The organism is Pseudomonas sp. GW821-FHT03C07, assembly GCF_059420925.1.
In genome coordinates, this window is the sequence record NZ_JBWKUQ010000036.1 from 1 (window position 1) to 21558 (window position 21558).

Below are 21558 nucleotides of genomic sequence, written 5' to 3' on the forward strand. Positions count from 1 at the left end.
GGGGTGCTCAAATCAGGCGTACCGTTTGACCCAAACATCGCGCTTGCGCGATGAGGGTCAAGACGGTATCTACAAGGGCCGGGGCAGCGGCGATGATTTGCGCTGAGACATCGACCTGTAGATACCGGCTTGCCGGCGATAGGGCCGGTGAAGTTTTCAGAGGGGCAAATGCCGACTCAACAACGCCCGCAACGCCGCCGGCTTCACCGGCTTGGCCAGGTACTCCAAACCCGCTCCATGCACCTGCGCGACGGTTTCCGGGCGCAGGTCGGCGCTGATCACCACGCCGGGCAGCGGCTCCGCCAGGCGCGTGCGCATCCAGGTCATCAAGCCGGTACCGGTCTCGCCGTCGTCCAGGTGATAGTCCACCAGCGCCAGTTGCGGACGCAGGCCGCCATCGAGCAAGGCCGCGCATTCCTCGCGATTGCGTGCGGTCGAGACCCGGCAGCCCCAACGGGTCAGCAGGCTGTGCATACCGATCAGGATGCTGTCCTCGTTATCCACGCATAACACCTGCGCACCGCTCAGCGCCTGACCGTTGAGGGGCGTGTTGTGGCCGGCCGTACTCGCCGGATGACTGGCAATCGGCACACTGACGCTGAACACGCTGCCGCGCCCCGGCCAGGAGCGCACTTGCAGGCGATGCCCGAGTACCCGGCAGAGCCCGTCGGCAATCGCCAGGCCCAGCCCCAGGCCTTTTTCGGCGCGGGTCTGGTGGCTGTCGAGGCGTTTGAACTCCTCGAAAATCACCTGGAGCTTGTCCTCGGGAATGCCCGGCCCGCGGTCCCAGACCTCCAGCGACAGCTCGCCGCCCCGGCGCCGGACCCCAAGCAGCACCGGGCCCTTGGCGTAGCGGAAGGCATTGGTCAGGAAGTTCTGCAGGATCCGCCGTAACAGCTTGATATCGCTGTTCACCGGCAAGTGGCTGCCACGGACCCGGAAGTTCATGCCTTGCTCCTGGGCCAGGGCCTTGAATTCCGCACCAAGGGTGTCGAACAGCTCATTGAGGGCAAAGGGCTTGGGATTGGGCGTGATCTTGCCGTTTTCCAGGCGTGAGATATCCAGCAGGTCGCTGATCAGGTCTTCGGCCGAGCGCAGCGAGCTGTCCAGGTGCTGGACCAGTTGCTGGGCCTCCGGGGACAGGCTGTCGTCCTGGTGGGAAAGGGCGGCGGAGAACAGGCGAGCGGCGTTCAGCGGCTGCATCAGGTCATGGCTGACCGCCGCGAGGAAGCGGGTCTTGGACTGGTTGGCCAACTCCGCGGTGCCCTTGGCCTCGGTCAGGGCGACGTTCAGTTGCGACAGTTCGTGGGTCCGTTCGGCAACGCGCTGTTCCAGGCCCTCGTTGGCTTCGGTGAGGGCCTGCTCGGCCTCGCGGAACGCGGTGATGTCGGTGAAACTCATGACAAAGCCGCCGCCGGGCATCGGGTTGCCGATCAGCTCGATCACTCGGCCGTTGGGGAACAGCCGCTCCGAGGTATGCGCGCGGCCCTGGCGCATCCAGTGCAGGCGCCGCGCGACATGCACTTCGGCCTCGCCGGGGCCGAGCAGGCCGCGTTCGGCGTTGTAGCGGATGATATCGGCAATCGGTCGGCCGATGCTGATCAGGCCGTCCGGATAGTTGAACAGTTCCAGGTAACGCCGGTTCCAGGCCACCAGTTTCAGCGACTGGTCGACCACGCTGATGCCCTGAGTGATGTTTTCGATGGCGCCTTGCAGCAAGGCCCGGTTGAATTGCAGCACTTCGGAGGCTTCGTCGGCGATCCGGACGACATCGTCGAGTTGCATTTCCCGCCCTTCGATCGCGGCTTTTACCACCGCGCGGGTCGAAGAGGCCCCGAGGACCCCGGCCAGCAGGCGCTCGGTGTGGGCGATCCAGTCGCTGTCGGCGTTCTGGTTCGGGTTGAAGCCCTTGCCTTGGCGATAAGCAAAACGCATAAAGCTCTGGCGCGCGCGTTCGTCGCCGACAAAGCGCGCGGCGAGGGTCAGCAGGTCGTCGATCTGCACCGCCAGCATCGAGCGAGCGCTGGGCCGGGCGTTGATTTCCTGGCCGATAAAGCGTCCGGCCTGCCAGTGCTCGGAGACCCGCGTACGCGACAGCACCGAGACCCAGGCGAACAGGGTGAAGTTGCCCGCCAGCGACAGCACCACGCCTTGGGTCAGGGGGCTGATCGGCAGGTTCAGCGGATTGCCGTGGAGCCAGGCCAACCCGGGGAAACGGGTCAGCGACCAGCCCAGGCTGTGGGCGGCGATCGGCAGGACCAGGGTGTAGAACCAGATGAAGGTACCGCCGGCGATACCGGCAAACACGCCGCGGCGGTTGGCCTGTTTCCAGTACAGTGCGCCGAGCATGGCCGGCGCCAGTTGGGTCACGGCGGCGAAGGCGATCTGGCCGATGGTTGCCAGGCTCGCGGTCGAGCCGAGCAGGCGGTAGCTGACGTAGGCCAGCAGAAGAATGGCGACAATGCTGACCCGGCGCACCGAGAGCATCCAGTGGCGGAATACTTCGAATGGCCGCTCGGAGTTCTGTCGTCGCAGCAGCCAGGGCAGCAGCATGTCGTTGGAGACCATGGTCGACAGCGCGACACTGGCGACGATCACCATGCCGGTGGCCGCCGAAGCGCCACCGATAAAGGCCAGCAAGGCCAGCGCCGGATGGGCCTGGGCCAGGGGCAGGCTGATAACGTAGGAATCGCGCAAGACATCGATGGGCAGCATCATGCGTCCGGCCAGGGCAATCGGTACCACGAACAATGCCGCGAGGATCAGGTACGCGGGGAACACCCACTTGGCCAGGCGCAGGTCCTGGGGTTCGATGTTCTCCACTACGGTGACATGGAACTGCCGGGGCAGGCAGATGATCGCCATCATCGCCACGCCGGTCTGTACCACCATGGACGGCCAGTTGACCGTTTCCTCCCAGTATTCGGCGAGCAGCGCCGAGGTGCGGGCCTGGTCGAACAAGTCATCGAAACCGTCGTAGAGGCCATAGGTCACGAAGGCCCCGACGGCGAGAAAGGCAAACAGTTTGACCAGGGATTCGAAGGCAATCGCCAGCACCATGCCGCGGTGGTGTTCGGTGGCGTCGAGGTTGCGGGTACCGAAGACGATGGTGAACAGCGCCAGGATCAGCGACACCACCAGCGCCGTGTCCTGGGCGCGCACGCCCATGGCGTCGGCGCCGGCACCGATCAACAGGTTGACGCCGAGGACGATGGCTTTCAGTTGCAGGGCGATATACGGCAGCACGCCGACCAGGCAGATCAGTGCCACCACCACTGCCAGGGATTGCGATTTGCCATAGCGGGCGGCGATGAAGTCGGCGATGGAGGTAATGTTTTCCTGTTTGCTGATCAGCACCATCTTTTGCAGGACCCAGGGCGCGAGCACCAGCAACAGCACGGGGCCCAGGTAGATCGGCAGAAAGGCCCAGAGCTGGTCGGCGGCCTGGCCGACCGCGCCGAAGAAAGTCCAACTGCTGCAATAGACGGCCAGCGACAGGCTGTACACCCAGGCCCGCATACGTGGCGGCAGGGGCGCGCTACGGCGGTCGCCATAAAAGGCGATGGCGAACATGATGGCCATATAGGCCAGGGCGACGGCGGCGATCAGCCCGCTGGACAGCGACATGGAAACTCCCGGCAAAAGACATCCCCAGGGCAGTCCGGCCCTGGCGCTACAGTCTCGCACGATGGCCGGGCGGCGTCAGTGTCGACCAAGGTCGCAGCCTTGCCCAGGGTTTCGGGCGCGACGATATTGTTGCGTTGGAACACCGATTTGTAGGAGCCGGCTTGCCGGCGATGGCGTCCGGATGGGCGCTGCAAGGCTCACTGGCCTCATCGCCGGCAAGCCGGCTCCCACAATGACCGCGTTGACCGTGCTGGCGAGTCAAGGGGCAAGACGGTGTTGTCTACGCAGAGGTGAGGGCGATCTCTATCTGCCGGTGCAAGTGTTCGACACTCAACGGCTTGTCCGCGAACAATACCCGGAACACCGTCGGCGCGACGATCAGGTCGAGCAGGCGCTCGACGCTGGGCAGCGCAGCCTGCGGGTAACGATCGACAATGCTCTGCAACTGCCCGCCGAGAATGGTCGTGCAATAGCCAGTGGTGGGCCGGCATTGCACATCACGCATCATCTGCCGGCCCGGTTCCGAACTGATTTCATCCAGATACTGCTCAGCCCAGGCCCGCAGGTCACCGCGCAGGCTGCCGGTATTGGCCGGCTCGACTTCCGGGCGCATGCGCGCCAGGGCGACATCCGCCAATAACGCCGCCAGGTCGCCCCAGCGCCGATAGATGGTCGAAGGCGTAACCCCGGCCCGCGCCGCGATCTGCGGAACGGTCAGGCTCGCGCGGTCCTGCTCTTCGAGAAGCATACGGACTGCCTGATGAATCGATTCCTGTACCCGAGCGCTGCGACCACCCGGACGTACACTTTCTTTGATTGCCATGCCAAAACCTTAACACAAAGAATTTGCTTTAAGAAAAAGGCCGTAGCACACTCCGCAAAAGCAATATTTTAGCTTTTGCGCTTTCTCCTGTGGAGTGTGTCCATGTCCAATAGCCTCGAAACGCCCGTTTCCAAACGCGCCAGCCTAGTGTTCCTATCACTCACCTTGCTGACCTTCCTGGCCGCCTCCAGCGCACCGACGCCCTTGTACCCCCTGTATCAGGAAACCCTGCAATTTTCCGCGGCGACCCTGACGCTGATCTTCGCGGTGTATGCCCTGAGTCTGCTGGCGGCGCTGCTGACGGTCGGTTCGTTGTCCGACCATCTGGGCCGCCGGCCGGTGATCTTTGCCGCGCTGGTGCTGGATATCGGCGCGATGTGGTTGTTCATCGCCGCCGACAGTGCCGCGTGGCTGATCGCCGCGCGGGCGCTACAAGGCTTTGCCACCGGCATGGCCACCAGCGTACTGGGTGCGTCCCTGCTGGACAACGACAACCGCAAGGGCCCGCTGATCAACAGTATTGCGCCATTGCTGGGGATGGCCTGTGGTGGCCTTGGTTCCGGTTTGTTGGTGGAGTTCGCGCCACAGCCCATGCAGTTGGTGTACTGGGTTCTGTTCGGCCTGCTGGTGATGCAGGCACTGTTTGTCTGGCGCTTGGCGGAAACGGTCAGTGCGCAGCCGGGCGCCCTGGCGTCGTTGCGCCCAACCCTGCACGTACCGCCGCAAGCGCGTAAGGCCCTGTGGATCGCCTTGCCGGTGGATGTCGCGGTCTGGGCCATGGGTGGGTTCTACCTGTCCCTCGCGCCTTCGCTGGTACGTGCCGCGACCGGTTCGACCTCGAACCTGATCGGTGGCGTGCTGGTGGCGGTGCTGACCCTCAGCGGTGCGTTGGCGATCTTCACCCTGCGCAATCGTCCGGCGCAAAAGGTCCTGCGCCTGGGGGCCGCGCTGCTGGCCATCGGCGTCAGCCTGATTCTGCTGGCCGTGCACAGCGCCAGCCTGGTGCTGTTTTTATTTGCCACGTTGGTGGCGGGCAGCGGCTTCGGTTCGGGTTTCCTCGGCGCGTTGCGCAGTGTGGTACCGCTGGCCTTGCCCCACGAGCGGGCGGGGCTGATGTCGGCCTTTTATGCGCTGAGCTACCTGGCGTTCTGCCTGCCGGCGTTGCTGGCGGGCAACCTGTGCCAGCGTCTCGGCCTGATCACCACGACCGACGGCTACGGCGTGATGTTGATCGGGCTTTCCCTGGGCGCCTTGCTGATGTTGGTAGGGCGCCGTCCGGCGCGGGACCTGGTGGCCTGAGCCGGTCAGCCGGCTGATCGGTTATTGCAAGATCGATGGCGGGGCGCTGGTCAGACTGGGGTCTTTTAGCGGAATGACCACGGCGCCCCATGACGACTCCCACACGTTCCGGCCTTCGGGCGCCATTGCCAGCGTCCACTCAGTTGGCCTTGCGCCTCCAGTCCGCGGACCTGACGCAGATGCTCGGCCTGTTGCAGGAGGTGGCCTGGCAACCGCTGTCCGCCCAGGCCTGTTTGTTCCTGCAGCCGGAGAGTCTGTTCGGTCTGCATCATTTGCTCCGCCATGTGCTGCCCTCGCGACGGATGCGGCCCCAGGGCGCGGTGCCCATGGCCTTTGCCTTGCAGACCCTCAGGCAGGCACTGTTGCACGAGCCCGAACCGCGGCGCCGAGTCGAGCTGGCCCATGACTGCGTCGATGCGTTGCTGCTCAGGACCAAAGGGGTATGGGTCGGTAAGCGCATTGCCCAGTTGCACGGCCTGGAGGCCATGGATATCGCGACCCAGGCGTTTGTCGAGCTGATCCAGGGCTGTGCGGCGATTCTTCGCGATCATGCCTTTATCATGGCGCGCCTGGGTATCGGTGTCGGTTGGTTCGGTGGTGATACCGGGGTCGCCGCGAAGTTGGGCAAGGCCGGCACCTATGGCTCCGGCGGGCATATCAATCGGGCACGTTTTGCCATTTTGCGCAGTGCACTGGTGCGTGGCGATGGAATCAAGCGGCCAGCCCGGGGGGCGGAGCCGGTGCTGGATGCCGCGTGGTTGCGTCGGGAGGCTCAACTGGATCTTTATCGTTTGGAACAAGAGGCGGATGTGCATTCTTTTTCCGGCGGTTTGCGCCTGTTCAACAGTCCATAACCTGTGTGCCGGCTTGCTGGCGATGGCGGCCGGATGGGCGGTGCATGGCTGACGGGCCTCATCGCCGGCAAGCCAGCTCCTACGAGGGGGGGGGGGGGGGGGCAACAGGGTATTTTACGGTCGCCGTGGGAGGGCAATGACTGGCTCCGTGACGATGAAATCAGGCGACGTCTTGCAGTTGCTGGAAGCAAAAACCTGTGCTTACCTCATTCCATGGTCGCCACTGATTTCCAACAGGACAGATGACGGCTAACAGTTGGACTCCAAGCGCGAGTCCGGATACATGTTCACAAGCAAGGCCCATCGTAGGCAGGCGGATGGTATTGATCGCCGGCAAGGCTCAGCTCTTGGCTGTGCGTTGGGCTTGTAGTTTTACTGGGTAGTTTCGCGCGCAGGCTGTGGGTCTGGAAGTCTTTCTTCGGAGAACTTTTATGCCACCTGATCTTCGCTCGCCTTCCAGTACCCCTTCTTCAGCTCCCCGGGCCCTGTTGGCGACAACCCTGATGTCGCAGTTGAATCCCTCTGGAAGCGAAACCATCCATGCCATTGTTGCGCAGGCAGGCTCGATTCTGGAGCTGGCGCGGGAGCAGCCTGAGCGATGGATTGCGCAGGGCTTGCGCATCGGGCAGGCGCAGGAGCTGCACGAGCGCGCGGTGAGCGCGGCGATATGGATGGCGCGGCAGTATCGCGAGCGCGAGCTGAGAGGCGCGGATAGCCTGACCTATGATGTGCGCCGCGGTTTTGCCTCGCTCACGGATGGGCCGCGTTATGACATGGAGTTTGACGAAGACTGGTCGAACATGGCCCGTCCGAATGCCATTGAGGCCAGAACCTCGCCCGTGGCCTACCTGGTCAGCCTTTACAAGAAGGCGCTCGCCCTGGAGGGCGCCGGCGACGAGGGGAACCGCTTTCGTTTGCAGGTTCGACGGCCGGATATTGCCGCCGAACTGATTGACTCCGCGGCGATGACACAGGAGTGCTCGGTGTTATCGCTGTCGACGAAGATTTTGGAGGCGTCGCTTCTCGATGCCGAGGGGCTATCGGATTCCGACGCCATCGAGGCGGACAGGGTCCTCGCGAAAGCGCGTTATCCGCTGAGCATGCCCTACGAGCATTGGGTTGAGCAGCTTCAAGTGATCTTGTCGCTTTTTGACTCGTCTGTTTCAGCTTTTGGCGAACTGGCGCGGGCAACCGATCCGGATTTTCATTATTTTGCCTTCCCAGGCATGCAGACCGATCGCGGCGACGATACCTTCCTGCTGAGTTTACCGATCGGCCCGGCGCGCCGGGAACTTCTTCTGGAAGCGCTTTTCAACGGCGCCCGGCCAGGCAACGAAGAGGAGATAGCGAACTTTTATTGGACGACCTATCGGGTCTATTCCAGGGCGGCTTTAGAGGACAGCGCGGAATTCTGCACGCGCACCGGGATAACGCGGGACGCGCTTCCCGGGTTGTTTGCCGTCAGGGAAGACGCGCCGGTTTTGTCCAGACATGTGTCGCAAACGACGGTTTCCCAGCAGGAGCCCGGCCCCCATGAGTTTGGCGCGGTTTACATCAATGGGGCGCAACACCCCGCCATTGACCTGCTGGCTATGCATGACCCGCACAGCTTCCGACAGGTCAGGGACACGGAAGCCGTCCCGGTCGATCCACCCGTTCAGCTTGCCAATCTGACGGATGAACGCGCGGACCGGATCCACCGGCTGATCCGGCTCAGCCGATGGCTCGGGAGCTCTTTTCGAGAGATGGATCAACTGATTGTCGCCGCCCATCACGCCGAGAAAAAAAACGGAGCGCCACAAATTACGCGCAATACGCTGAAAGCCCTTGGGGTTTTCTGCGAAATGCGGCGGCGTTATGCGGTGACCGCGGAGGATTTTGCCGCCTGGCTCGACAAGGTATCGATTTTTGGCGCTGGAGAGACGGTCGCCCAATACGACCGCATTTTTGTCAACCATGGGCTTTTGGGCGAGCCCCTGGTTCTGGACAATTCGCCATTCAGCGCACGGATCGAAGACAACACGGATGAACACGGGCGGGAAACCGTCCAGGCGATTTGTACGAGCCTTGGCCTGGATACGTCCGAGTTCACCTATATGGCGCGTGTTGTCGCCAATAGCTATGACCCGCCGGAGCTCAAACGTAACCTGGAGATTTTGTCCTCCTTCTATCGCATTGTCAGCATCGCCCGCTATTTGGATGTTCCGCCGACGGTCCTGATCGGGCTTGTGCAGATGCTCGGCCAATCGGGGCCGGTCTTGAAGCAGATTGCCGGCGTCCCTTCGGTCGATGCGCTGCCCACGCTGGGAGCAACGGATTTTTCCGCAGCGTTGATGGCGGTTGTCGATTGCGTGCGCTGGTGCCGGGACAAAGGCATCGACCTGGCGTGGTTTGTGCGGGCCATGCGCTCAAACACGACAGTGCCCGTGGCCAGCGACAGTGAACGGCAATTGGTCGCCAGTTTACATACGATGCTGGGAGGTCTTCGCATCACCAATGAAGTCCTGGAGCAAGCCGGTGTTCCCCCCGCGTTGAATGCCGTGGCGACGGCCGTCGGGATTGATTGGGTGACAATGCTTACGGACGTTATCGATGCCCAGGGCATTGTGCTTGACGGTGTCTCGGGCTCGGACACGGATTACGCGGTGAGTGTTCGCAACATCGTTGCCGACGTGGTGGAGAGGATCGCCCAAGGGGAGGAGGATTCTATCCACGGGGACGACCAGGGTGAGGCGCAAACGCTTAAAAATACGGTGGTGGAGTCCGTGACCGCGGTCATTCTCCGGATGCGGGCTTCGCAGCGGGCGCTGGTCGAAGAGCATTTAGCCACCTACTTGGCGATTGCGTCCGATCTTGTCCTGCCTCTCATAGAGTGGGCCGATCAGAGCGTCTACGACATTTTGCGCTGGGTGTGGGAGACGGAAGGCGTGGTGACCCCCGCCGAGTCATTGCGCGCGATGGCCTTGCAGCTGTTGAGCCGCTCCGATCCGGTTGCACAGCGTTTGCGTGCTGTGGGCCGGCCTCGGGAAGCGCTCCTCGGGGACGACGACTTTGAAGATTGGAGCAATGTCGATGTCATGCTCCAGAAGCTGGGGAGCTTGCATCGCCTGGCCGATGTGGTTCGTCAGTTCGAGTTGGATGGCGAAATGTTGAGCCGCCATGCGGCGAACAAGCGGCAGTTGGAAGGTCGGCCCGAAGCCCCCGACTCATTCGGATTTGCACCAGGGCTGGACGCAACCGGCGCGATTGCACTGACCACGCTGTACCACCTGCAAACCTATCGCGATGTCGCGTCGCGAATGCAAGCTTCGCCATCGGCATTGATGGACTATTTGTCCCTGGTCAACGATCCGCAGGCCTTTGATCCTGAGCTTATCGCCGAGAGCGAGGATTATGCCCGCCTGATGCAGGATGCGGCCGCGGTCAAGGTCGCGGAGATGTTGGGCATCAGCGCGCGCGAGGTGCTGGAGGCCGCACGTTTTATTGCACCGACGGGGGTGATTACGCAACTGAGCCAGTTCAATGGCTTTATCCGAATGCTGGAAATGGCCCGCACGAGCCAGCTCAGCATTCTGGCGCTGCATGAACTGGGCGGATTGCCGGTGTCCGCCAATACGGAAGACTATCGCAACGCCGTGCAATACGCGCTCGGCAGCCTCTACGCCGGTCGGCTGCAAGTGGGCGGCTCCGGCAATGCCCCCGAGGTCGGCCAGGCCGCGACGAGCGAGGCTTCGGTCGACCGGACACGTCTGGTGGCCAACGCGCTGAGCTTGGCCCCGCAAAAGGCCCAGGCGGTGTATCGCCTGCTGGTGCGGGACTTGAGCGGCAAACCGCTGGTCAATATCCGCGTACGTTGGTCGCTGACAGGCCCCGGGGCTTTGGATGCGGATATCTCGCACACGGACGCGGACGGTGTGGTCGAAGTCACGCTGACATCGAGTGCCGAGATGGGCATTGCCACGGTGTTTGCAACCATCGGGCTCGATCAGCGCATTGCCATGCCCGCGGTGACCATCGACTGCGACGAGGCAACGCTGAGCCTGCGTCAGCCGAAACCGGATGAGGAGATTGCACCCAAACTGGCCGGCCGTCGTGAGTCGTTCGAATTGTCCGTTATCTTGCGGGACGGTTATGGGAACTGGGGGCGTAACCGGCGTGTGCGCTGGAGCGTGATCGAGGGGCCCGGCCAGTTCAAGAAGGATACGACGGTTGCCGATGAAAACGGCGTCGCCCATGCCCAGTTGTTCAGCAACGAGGAGGGGGTCACGAAGGTCCGGGCAACCCTTGGCGAAGGTCTGGAGCTTGAAGGTTTTGCGGCGTTTCGCTTCATCGATGCGCCCTTTATCGATAAAAGCAGCTACAGGCTGCGCTTCAAGGGGCCGAATGTGCTGGGGCTGGACGTCACAATCGCCTGCCGCGTTCTCTCACTGAGCGGAGCGGGCAAGCCGGGAGAGCAAATCGACTGGAGCGTGCAATTCGCTGATGAGTCGAATTATGAACCGGGCGAGCCGGTTGCTTCTGATGTCGACGGGTACGCGGTTCTTGAGTTGCCTTCGTCCGTGCTGAAGGAAGGAGCGATGACGGTTCGAGCGACCCTGCTGCCTTCACAGGCAGGGGATGAGAGGGCAGAGTTTTTCGAACAGGTCATGATCATTCTGCCCGTGCCGAGGCTTGCCGCGGCATCACCGGCCAATGTGTCGGTGATTGCGCAGGCCGGTGAGGTGGTGCATGTGCGGGTACGGGTGGAAGCCGAGGTGGGGGCAGACTCCGCGACGGTGTTTCAGGGGGTTGGCGAATACCCCGTGCAATGGGCCATGGACGGCGGCGGGAGCGGCAAAGAGACGCGGACCGATGCCGAAGGCATGGCGGTTTTTGCCGTGCCGATTGATCGGGCTGGAGAATATACCCTCTCGGCCACGCTGGAAGTCCCCGCGGGGCAGGCGGTGACATTCACGGTGAATGTCCTGACAGAACCGCATTGGCGGTTCTTCCTGGCGCCGATCGGGCAGCCGGCGAGCGAAGACGAACAGGATTCGCTGACGTTCATCGTCGGCAAGCAATACACATTGACCCTTGAGGATCGGTCCGACGCCAGTGATACAGCGGAACGCGAGATTGCCCTGACCTGGAGCGGCGTCAATCCGGTCGGTCAGGGGCTGGTGGCCAATCCGAGTTTCTTGCAGATGCGTCGGCTTCCCGAGGGCGGACGCTTGAGCTGGCAGATCGATTGCCGGCAACTGCCGGATCCCAGAGCGGTGTTTTCGATTGGCGCGGCACTGCAAGGCACCCGGTACAGCCAGATCCTGCGAACGAAAATCCAAGTGGATGAGCCCGCGTCCCGACGACCGCGACGTTGAGCCGCGCTGTCACGGCAATGGTTTTTTTACGCATTGCAGACGTACATCGATTCCTCCGCGCCGATGTCGAGAGCGCATAAGGGGGGATCAGCCATCAGGAATGAACTTCCAAGAGGCGTGGTCATGACCGATCTTACGACGAAACTCGAAGCCTTGAGCAAGCAGCGCCAGGAAGCGCTCCTTGAATGTTATTTGGGCGCCGTGGCGGCCCGGGACGGCGATACGAATGTGTTGGCGAGCGCCGCCGATCTCGACGCCTATCACCTGTTCGACCACCATGTCGGCACGGCGCCGAAGACCTCCGCCGTGGGCGAGAGGATCGCCAGCTTGCAGCGCTATATCCACGGTATCTACTCCGGTGACGAGCCGGGTTTCGGGCAGGATTTCGATGAGCGGGAAGTCGAAACCTGGCGCCAGTGGGAAAGCCGTTATGCGATCTGGGCCGGCGCGCAGAAACTGCAAAGCTATCCGGAAAACTATATCGATCCGGAATTGCGCATTGTCAAATCACGGTTTTACCAACAGTTGGAAGGGGATCTGGCGCAGGGGCGCCTCAACACTGAGCGGGCACGATCGTCCGTTCTCGCCTATCTCGAGAAATTCGAGGATATCGCCGACATCGATGTGCTCAACGGTTATATCGATGGGCCTTTTGTTAGGTCCGATTCAACTGTTTATCGAGCGGATTATTATTTTCTCGGGCGCAAGCGTGGCGATAACAAACATTACTGGCGCAAGGCCGCCATTGTTCTCGGCGAGGCGCAAACACGTGTTCCTCCCAGCGCCTGGAGCGAATGGGAGCCCATCGAGGCCGGGATTGGCGATGCAACGAATGTGCGCCTGACTTTCTTTGGCAACCGGCTTTATGTGTTCTGGGTGAGCCGGTCGTCCCTCAATGAAATCGGCGGGAGTGAGGGGCTTAACTGGGACCAGTTTGATATTCGCTTCTCCTATCGCAGTTTGAGTGGTACCTGGGCGCCGCCCTTTACCGTTGACACGGTCATGCTCGAGCGCAAAAGCGTGGCACTCGGTAAGCACCATCGACGTGTACGCGCCGATGAGGAAGGTAATCATCTTCTGGCGATCGTTAGCGATAGCGGGCTTACCAAGGAAGTAAAACAGATGGTGCTCGGCGTTATCCTGTCGACCACCGATGGTGAAAGCACAACAGGCTATTACGCGTGGGATGAACTGTTGAACCGCATTGATCTCGCGGAAAAAGAGCGTGGTCACATCGATCACCTGCTTGAGCAATATTCGAGGGAGGAGCCGGATAAAGGTCCGTCTTACCTCCAACGACGCTTACCGCTGTTGGGCGAAGACAGCGATTACAAGGGATGGGCGGTCGAGTCCATTCGAGTTAAAAGCAATGAACATCCGTCTGGGCTCACACGCTACCTACTTCTAGGGGCAATGAACATCGCTGGAAAACAGCTTTTTGTCACAGTGGGTAGCGTGCAGAAACTGTATGAGAAATGGATATCTCATTCACGCGCGCGGGTTCACCCCAATCTCTTGGCACAATATGCCTTTATTGATATTGACATTAGTCTCCATGAGCCGTCCCCTGTCGAAGCCCGTCATTCCGCCTACTACAGCATAGTGATTGATTTTGCGTCGGGTAATTATACGTCCCCCGCACGGATCGAGTTTTTAAACGAGCAGGGGGCGGCGGGCCATGTCGTGACGTTTGATGGAGGGCACGCGATAGTTGCCACGACCGTTCCGGCGTTAAACAGTGATGGCGATTATAGAGATATATTTTGGCAGATGGCCAATCTAGCGGATGACGACTACAGCGTTCATGGAACCTGGCTGAAAATCACGAGCAACGGCAGTTCCAACTTTGCAATCAATAAAAAATTCTCTCGTCGTGGTACTCAATCCGCGGCTCCACTCGCCCTGCCAATTTGGGTAGGCGAAGACAAGGCGCCTGCCGGTGAGCTGCGGCTGTTTCGATTTAATGGCGCTGCGTTGCACTTGAACTTGACCCCTTTGGCGGGCAATCCGCAAATCGTTGCCGTCGGGTTGGGGGAATACATGGACGACACCTGGAGCCAGGGTTATCAAGAATACGAGGTCAGGTTGAAGCCGCCGCGACTCAATGGGCCGAGGCTTGTAAGGGGACCCGAAAGCGTTCAAGGCCAAGCCGGTCAGTTTCTCGATTTTGGGGCTGAGTTCGGTGCGGACAAAACCGTCGAAGCCATCCGCCTGAACACCACATTCGGTCGCGAATTGGTGGAGCGGGCGGCGCTCTCCATCGAAAATTTGCTCTCCTGGGACAGTCAGCACACCGAAGAACCACCGCGCCCGGGGGCCGATAAGCCGGAATTTCTCGATTTCCACGGGGCGAACGGGCGCTATTTCTGGGAGATATTCTTCCATCTTCCACATCTGATAGCGGTACGGTTGCGCCGCGAAATGAGCTACGAGGATGCGCTGGGATGGTTGCACTATCTGTTCGACCCGTCCGCCAGGATCAATCCGGGACGGGTCGAAACCACCGCCTATTGGCGCTCGCGTCCGTTGCTGATGGCGGGCGACCCAAGCTTCGAAGTGGCCTCGCCCGCCGATCCGGATGCCATCGCCTACAGCAGCCCGATCCATTATCGCAAACGGATTTTTCGCGATTATGTCGAAACCCTGATTGAATGGGGGGATTGGCTCTATCGACAACTCACGCGCGACAGCCTGACCGAAGCCAAAATGCTCTACCTGAGGGCGGCGCGCATGATGGGGCCGGCCCCTGACGTGCGCGGGGCCTCCAACTGGACGCCAAAATCACTCAGTGAGCTGGAGGCTGCTCGAAACCTCGAGTGTTTCGATGCGCTCGGCCCATCGCTATCGGTCGATACGCTGATCAATCTGCCGCTGGCACCCGACCATACTCTCTTGGCGCCCCTGCTGGACCACCCGGACTTCCGCCCGGAAATCAACCGGGACCTGCTGGATCTCTGGGACACTTTGGAAGCACGCCTGCACAACCTGCGGCACTATCTGACCCTCGACGGCAAGCCCATCGACCTGCCGCTTTACGACACGCCCATCAACCCCAAGGACCTGATGCGGGCCCAGGCCGGTGGTGGCGGCTTCAACCTGCGGGACATCCTGACGCCGCCGGTCGTCCCGCCTTATCGCTTCAGCGCCATCTTGCCCCGTGCGCAACAAGCGGTACAGACCCTGTGCCGGTTTGGCGATCAACTCCGGCAATACATCGAACAGGCGGATCGCTGCGAGCAGGAAACCCTGCAACAAGAACATCTTATCGAGATGGGCGACTTCAGCCGCGAGCTGCAAGTCGAACTGAAGCGTCATGCCGATGCCATGTGGGACGCCCTTGAGGCTTCCCGACAGGCGATTGTTGAGCGAGAAACCTATTACGAGAAGTTGATCCAGAAGGATCTCAACAAGGACGAAATCGAGGCGAGCGAGAATCTGAAGCGTGCAAAAACAGGCGCCTTGACCTCGGGAATCAGCAGCAGTTTCGGACACGCGGCGGAAACCTTTGCCAATATTTTCGGTGTGGCCTCGGGGGGCATGAAATACGGTGGTCCGGCACATTCTGTCGCAGCAGCAGCCAGTACCTACAGTCAAAGTGAATCGCTCTACAGCGGCCTGCATGATCGCTACGCTTCGCAACAGCGCTTGCGTCAAGAGTGGAACTTCCAGCACAACGCAGCGATCGCCGAGCGCGAGGCGCTGAATCAGCAACTGCAAGCCCAGGCCATCCAGATCAAGGCGTCGGTGGTCTCGCTCAATCAGCAGGTGCGCGCCATCGAACAAGCCAGGGAGATGTATGCGTTTCTCACCCAGACCCGCACCTCCCGGGCATCGCTCTATCGCTGGATGCAAAGCAAGATGGCCACGCTTTATTTCCAGACCTACGATGCGGTGACCGCCCTGTGTTTGTCGGTGCAGTCCTGCTGGCAATATGAAATTGGCGATTATGACACCCATTTTATCCTGCCCGGCGCCTGGGTCGACAGCCATCATGGCTTCACGGCCGGCGAGACGCTGACACTTGGCCTGCTGCGCATGGAGTCGGCGTTTGTCCATCGCTATGAACGGCGCTTGACGATCAGGAAAATGGTCTCGCTGCGCGACTATTTCGCGCCAGAAGAGTGGACAGATAAACTTCGTACGCTCCAGAGCAGCGGAAAACTGGACTTCAGCCTCGATAGCCGGTTTTACGACAGCGACTATCCCGGCCATTATCTGCGTCAGATCCGGCGTGTATCGATCACGCTGCCGGCGCTGCTCGGCCCCTATGAAACGGTCAGCATGATGCTCACGCAAATCTCCAGCAAGCTCTTGATCAAACCCGATCTTGGCGGCGCTCGTCATCTCTACGATCCACGACATGCCGATGCCGATACCACCTATGTGCGCTACAACCTGCGCGCCCAGCCGCAAATCGCGGTTTCCGACGGACTCGACGATGACGGTACCGGCTCGCGTTTTGCCTTCGACGAAGAGCGCTACGCGTCCTTTGAACGAACCGGCGCGATCTCCTCATGGCAGATCGCTATTCCACGGGCTCTCCCCGGCAAGCAAGAGCAGCTTCTCGCATCGCTGACCGACATTATCGTCGAAGTGGAATACACCGCTCTGGATGGCGGCAGAGACTTCGCCGAAAAGATCGAAGGGCTTTTAAGTGAAACGGGGTTTCGCCAGTAGGGCGGGGAACCCACCCAGCCTTGTTCAAGCCTGGCACGCAGTCGCCCGGACCGACGCAAACACAACCTGTTGGGGAGTGTGGACATGAACGCGCAAAAACGGATCAAACGCAACCTGTTGGGCACGGCAGCCGACCTGCCCACGAGCACTTGGCCTGCCGAATGGAAGAGACGCACGGGAGCAGGCTTCAGCGGTGCCGATCTTATCTACGTGTCAAGCAATGACACCCAGCGTCGGTATGTCTATCTCTATGGCGAAGTGGAAGCCGCGATCGAGTTCGATCTGCCAATCGACCTGCGCCTGACGGCGGCGCCCGGCTATCAACTCAGGTTCCTGTATCAGCCGACGCAGCAAGCGAGCGCCAATCCGAGGGTGGTGGCGTATTTCAACGGTGGGGCGCATTTCTGGACCCGTGAGTTGCAGACGAGCACCGTGAACGCGGCTGCGGAACCGCCGCGAGACTGGCTGATCTGCGATGACAAAATGGATCTGAACGACGAAATCACTCGGCCCAAGGCGACCCTGGCCCTTCAGTCCGGCCTGTTCGATGCCGCCGCCGTCGCCGAGGCGACGAGCGAGCCCGATAGTGATCAGCCCGTCGCGCAAGAGCCGGGCTGGCCGGCCGGCCCGGGTGAATTGCATTTTTCCGGCAAGGCCCTGGGCACGGATGTTTCTCCCGAGATGGCCGAAGGTGTGTCGGTGTTCGTGCATCTCAAGCCGCTGGCGCTGAGCACCCATGAACCCGCACCCGAATTTGACGGGAGCAGCGCCCGCTATTGGGTGGAAAAGGACGGCCGCCGCTATATGCCGATCTGTCGGGGGGGCGGGGCGCATCATCTCTCCCTGCCGGTGGCCGAAGACTGCGGGTGGGCTGGCGGCGGGATTTATACCGGCACCAGCGCCTATGCCTCCTTTACCGATCAGAGCGAGGCCGGGCAGGCCGGGTTGCAAGTGGCAGCGACAGAGCCCGACGCGGATGACGATGCCCAGCCTATCGCCAAGGTCTGGGAAATTCGCCACGATGCCGATGACCCCAGCGTCAACGGCAGGACCGCCACCCTGCGCTTCGAAAGTGTCTATCATGCCGAGCCCCATGAGGCCTTGGCCTGCATCGTCGGGCCCTACAAGCTCGACCTCAGCGACCATGGGCAGCCCGACTATTGGCCAAGCGTCGAGGAAGAGGAAACCATCGATCTTCAGGTGAGCGTTCATTACGCGGTCTCCGGCAATCCGGAACCCGGTGTCGCCGTCGAATGGCGCCAGGACGGCGACCTTCTGGAAACCCTGTTCACCGGCGAGGAGGGTGTGGCAGTGTTTGGCTACCAGCCAGCCGCCGATGCCACGGTCATCGCGCTCGTCGACAGTCCTTACACGCCTGAAGCCGATACGCAAGCCTTTGCCGTCAAGACCATCCCGACCCGCAAATGGGCGCAGTTCGAACTCAGCGTTGGCGGAACGGAAATTTCACCCGACGACCATTGGTGGATTCTGCCCGGCCAGTCCTACCAGTTGACCCTCAAACCACGCTCCGACAGCGTGCTGATCGGTCAGGATCTGGCGTTCAGCGTCGATCCCGCGCAAAAGCTTCAGCTCGAGCCGACGGGCGAGCGACCCCTGACCGCGAGCGGCCTCACCTGGAACATCACCACGACGGCGGATGTCATTGGCGACTTTGCACTGCGCCTCGACTGCATTCGTTTCAAACAGTCACTGACATTGAATGGTGGTATCAACGAGCTGCCCGCTTTGGCCATCGCCGAGGCGCCCGGCGACCAACTCGATCCGCTTGCGGCGCTGGCCACGCTGACAGCGGTGGTGCCGCAATATGACGGCATGCGCGGTACCGACGAGATCCGCGTCACCTGGACCGGGGTGGCCGGCAGTCCGGCCGAAGGCTCCTATACCACGTTACCGGTTGAGGTGGGCACGATAGGCGAGAAGACGATCCCGTTACCGGTGTCGGTGATTGCCTACAGTCTGGGCCAGTCGGTGACGGTCAGTTACACCGTCACCCCTCGCGGCGGCAACGAGTCACCGCCATCGGATTTGTTCCACCTGGAGGTGAAAATCTTCGCTCCCGACGATCTGCTGGACGCCAGGCCGAAGATCCTGCAAGCCGAAAACGGCGGTGAAGGCAGCGAGCTGGACCTCAACACCATTAGCGCCAATGCCACCTGCCGAGCGGGTGTCTGGCCGCTGATTGCGCCGGGCCAGGACGTGTGGCTGCGTCTCAAGGGCACGAAAGCCGACGGGACCTCCCCCTATGACCTGAATATCTGGGCGCCACCACCACGGGGCCCGATCGCCAGTACGACCTGGATAAACCAAGGCTACTACGACACTCCCGTCGCCTACAGTTATCTGAAAGAACTGAAGGACGGCAGCACCCTGACCATGGAGTTCAAGGCCGACTTCAGCCAGACCACCAATGAAGCCAATGCGCAGACCTTTCCGTTGCGCACCTATACCATCCGTGCGGCCATGGACCTGTCCGCCCCGAGGGTCAAGCAGGCCACCGGCACCGCGCCGAGCCAGCAATTGAATCCGGTGGCGGCCAAAAATGCCCTGACCGTGGTGATTCCGGAGTACGGTTTCCAACCCGGCGATCAGGTCCGCGTGACCTGGACCGGCACCGCGGGAGAGGGTTCGCACACCACCCCGGCGCAAGCGCTCCCTACCAGCCGCGAGATCCCTATTCCGGTCGAGGTGCTCGCTTACAACCTGGGCAAACCGGTGACGGTGACCTACAGCGTAATTCGCAACGGCGAAGCCTCCGATCCCTCAGCCGCGCTCAACCTGGCGGTGCAGACCTTCGCTCCCGGCGATCTACAGGACGGCAGGCCGAAGATCCTGCAAGCCGAAAACGGCGGTGAAGGCAGCGAGCTGGACCTGAACACCATCAGCGCCAATGCCACCTGCCGGGCAGGCACCTGGCCGCTGATTGCGCCAGACCAGGACGTGTGGCTGCGCCTCAAGGGCACGAAGGCCGATGGAACTACTCCCTATGACCTGAATATCTGGGCACCGCCGCCACGAAGTCCGAGGACCAATCCGACCTGGATAAGCCAAGGCTACTATGACGTCTCCGCTGCCTACAGTTATCTGAAAGAACTGAAGGACGGCAGCACCCTGACCATGGAGTTCAAGGCCGACTTCAGCCAGACCACCAATGAAGCCAATGCGCAGACCTTTCCGTTGCGCACCTATAGGGTCCGTGCGGCCATGGACCTGTCCGCTCCCAGGGTCAAGCAGGCCAGCGGCACCGCGCCCAGCCAGCAATTGAATCCGGTGGCGGCCAAGGATGCCCTGACCGTGGTGCTTCCCGAGTACGGCGTCCTACCCGGTGATCAGGTCCGTGTGACCTGGACCGGCACTGCGGGAGAGGGTTCGCACACCACCCCGGCACAGGCGCTGCCCACCAGCCGCGAGATCCCTATTCCGGTCGAGGTGCTCGCCTATAACCTGGGCAAGCCGGTGACGGTGACCTACAGCGTGATTCGCAACGGCGAAACCTCCGATCCCTCAGCAGCACTCAACCTGGCGGTGCAGACCTTCGCTCCCGGCGATCTAGAGGCCGCCGTGCCTAAAATTCTGCAAGCCCAAAACAGCGGTGAAGGCACCGAGTTGGACCTGAACACCATCAGCGCCGATGTCACCTGCAGGGTTGGTATCTGGCCGCTGATTGCGCCGAATCAGGATGTGTGGCTGCGCCTCAAGGGCACAAAAGTCGACGGGACTTCCCCCTATAACCTGGATATCTGGACGCCACCACCATGGGGCCCGAGGACCAGTGAGACCTGGATAGACCAAGGCTACTATGACGTCTCCGCCGCCTACAGTTATCTGAGAGAACTGAAGGATGGCAGCACCCTGACCATGGAGTTCAAGGCCGACTTCAGCAAGACCACCAACGAGGCCAATGCGCAGACCTTTCCGTTGCGCACCTATACCGTCAAACTGGAGCAGGTCATACCGACCCTTGACAGCGTATCAGACGGCAATAAAGAGATCCCGGAGGGGGGCTTCGCCCGTAGCACGACGCTGCAACTGGCAGGGCGGGCGAACAAGGGGCAGAAAGTCGAGATCTTCGATGGCAGTGGAAGCGGTGCGGTTTCCAAGGGGGAGGCTACCGCCGATCGTCTGCTCGGCTTGTGGGTCCACGTTATAACCGTCGAAGAGGGGCCACGCCGCCTATACGCCAAGGCGCTCTATCCCGTCAGCCCGGTACTTTCAAATGAACGCAATTTCGTGGTCGTGACACTGCCGACGATTGTCAGTGTCAAGGATGCCAACGATAAAGAAGTCCCGGCGGGAATCCTCCAACGCTTCACTGTCAGCACCCGGTTGAAACTGTCAGGTCAGGCGAGCAAGGGCCGGAACGTCGCGATTGTCGATGGCCGGGAGGCAGATGAAGTTCTCAAGGGCCAGGCGACAGCCAATTCACTAACCGGCACATGGGAATGCAATTTAACCGTCGCGGTGGGACAATACCGCTTCTTCGCCAAAGCGCTCTATCCCTTGGACGGCTATCCATCCCCATACTCAGCCGTACGCCATGTCAATGTCGTGCCGCTGATCAACCCCACCCTTGACTATGTCAGAGACCCCGATAATAAAGAGATTCAGAATGGGGATAGCACCTCCAGCACGGAGCTGAGATTGTCCGGTAAGGCGAGCCGGGGACAGACAGTCGAGATATTCGACGGCAGTGGCTCCAGCGCGGTTTCCAAGGGGGAGGTTACAAGTGATATTACGTTCGGCAATTGGACACTCGTTATAACCGTCGGACTAGGCGACCATCGCCTCTACGCCAAGTCGCTCTATCACAGCGGCGCTCCGGTGTACTCAAACATACGCACCCTCACCGTCGTCAGGCCGTGACGGACGATGATCGACGATTGACTGCCCGGCCAGACGCAAG

Annotated in this window: 7 protein-coding genes; 5 read left to right on the top strand and 2 right to left on the bottom strand. The window is 61.2% G+C overall.

Annotated features, from left to right (window positions below):
* Positions 1-156 precede the first annotated feature (156 nt).
* Together AC07VG_RS33205 and AC07VG_RS33210 are read right to left on the bottom strand one after the other, a co-directional pair.
* Complete coding sequence (locus AC07VG_RS33205; RefSeq protein WP_495004061.1) at positions 157-3627, bottom strand: hybrid sensor histidine kinase/response regulator; 3471 nt, start codon at positions 3625-3627, stop codon at positions 157-159.
* A gap of 280 nt (positions 3628-3907) precedes the next feature.
* On the bottom strand, positions 3908-4450 hold the full coding sequence (locus AC07VG_RS33210; protein ID WP_495004062.1) for a TetR/AcrR family transcriptional regulator: 543 nt from the start codon (positions 4448-4450) through the stop codon (positions 3908-3910).
* 102 nt (positions 4451-4552) lie between these two features.
* Here AC07VG_RS33210 and AC07VG_RS33215 point away from each other — a divergent pair, with 102 nt between their 5' ends.
* The 5 genes from AC07VG_RS33215 to AC07VG_RS33235 all read left to right on the top strand — a co-directional run bounded on the left by AC07VG_RS33215 (position 4553) and on the right by AC07VG_RS33235 (position 21518).
* On the top strand, positions 4553-5749 hold the full coding sequence (locus AC07VG_RS33215; protein WP_495004063.1) for an MFS transporter: 1197 nt from the start codon (positions 4553-4555) through the stop codon (positions 5747-5749).
* An 89-nt stretch (positions 5750-5838) separates the two neighbouring features.
* Positions 5839-6603, top strand: coding sequence for a hypothetical protein (locus AC07VG_RS33220; RefSeq protein WP_495022546.1), 765 nt, complete (start codon positions 5839-5841; stop codon positions 6601-6603).
* A 503-nt stretch (positions 6604-7106) separates the two neighbouring features.
* Positions 7107-11960 (top strand): Tc toxin subunit A, encoded by a 4854-nt coding sequence (locus tag AC07VG_RS33225; RefSeq protein ID WP_495022547.1) that lies wholly within the window; start codon positions 7107-7109, stop codon positions 11958-11960.
* 123 nt (positions 11961-12083) lie between these two features.
* On the top strand, positions 12084-16637 hold the full coding sequence (locus tag AC07VG_RS33230; RefSeq protein WP_495022548.1) for a Tc toxin subunit A-related protein: 4554 nt from the start codon (positions 12084-12086) through the stop codon (positions 16635-16637).
* Between the two features lie 84 nt (positions 16638-16721).
* A complete protein-coding gene (locus AC07VG_RS33235) occupies positions 16722-21518 on the top strand; it encodes a hypothetical protein (RefSeq protein WP_495022549.1) in 4797 nt (1598 codons plus the stop codon).
* Positions 21519-21558: the final 40 nt, after the last annotated feature.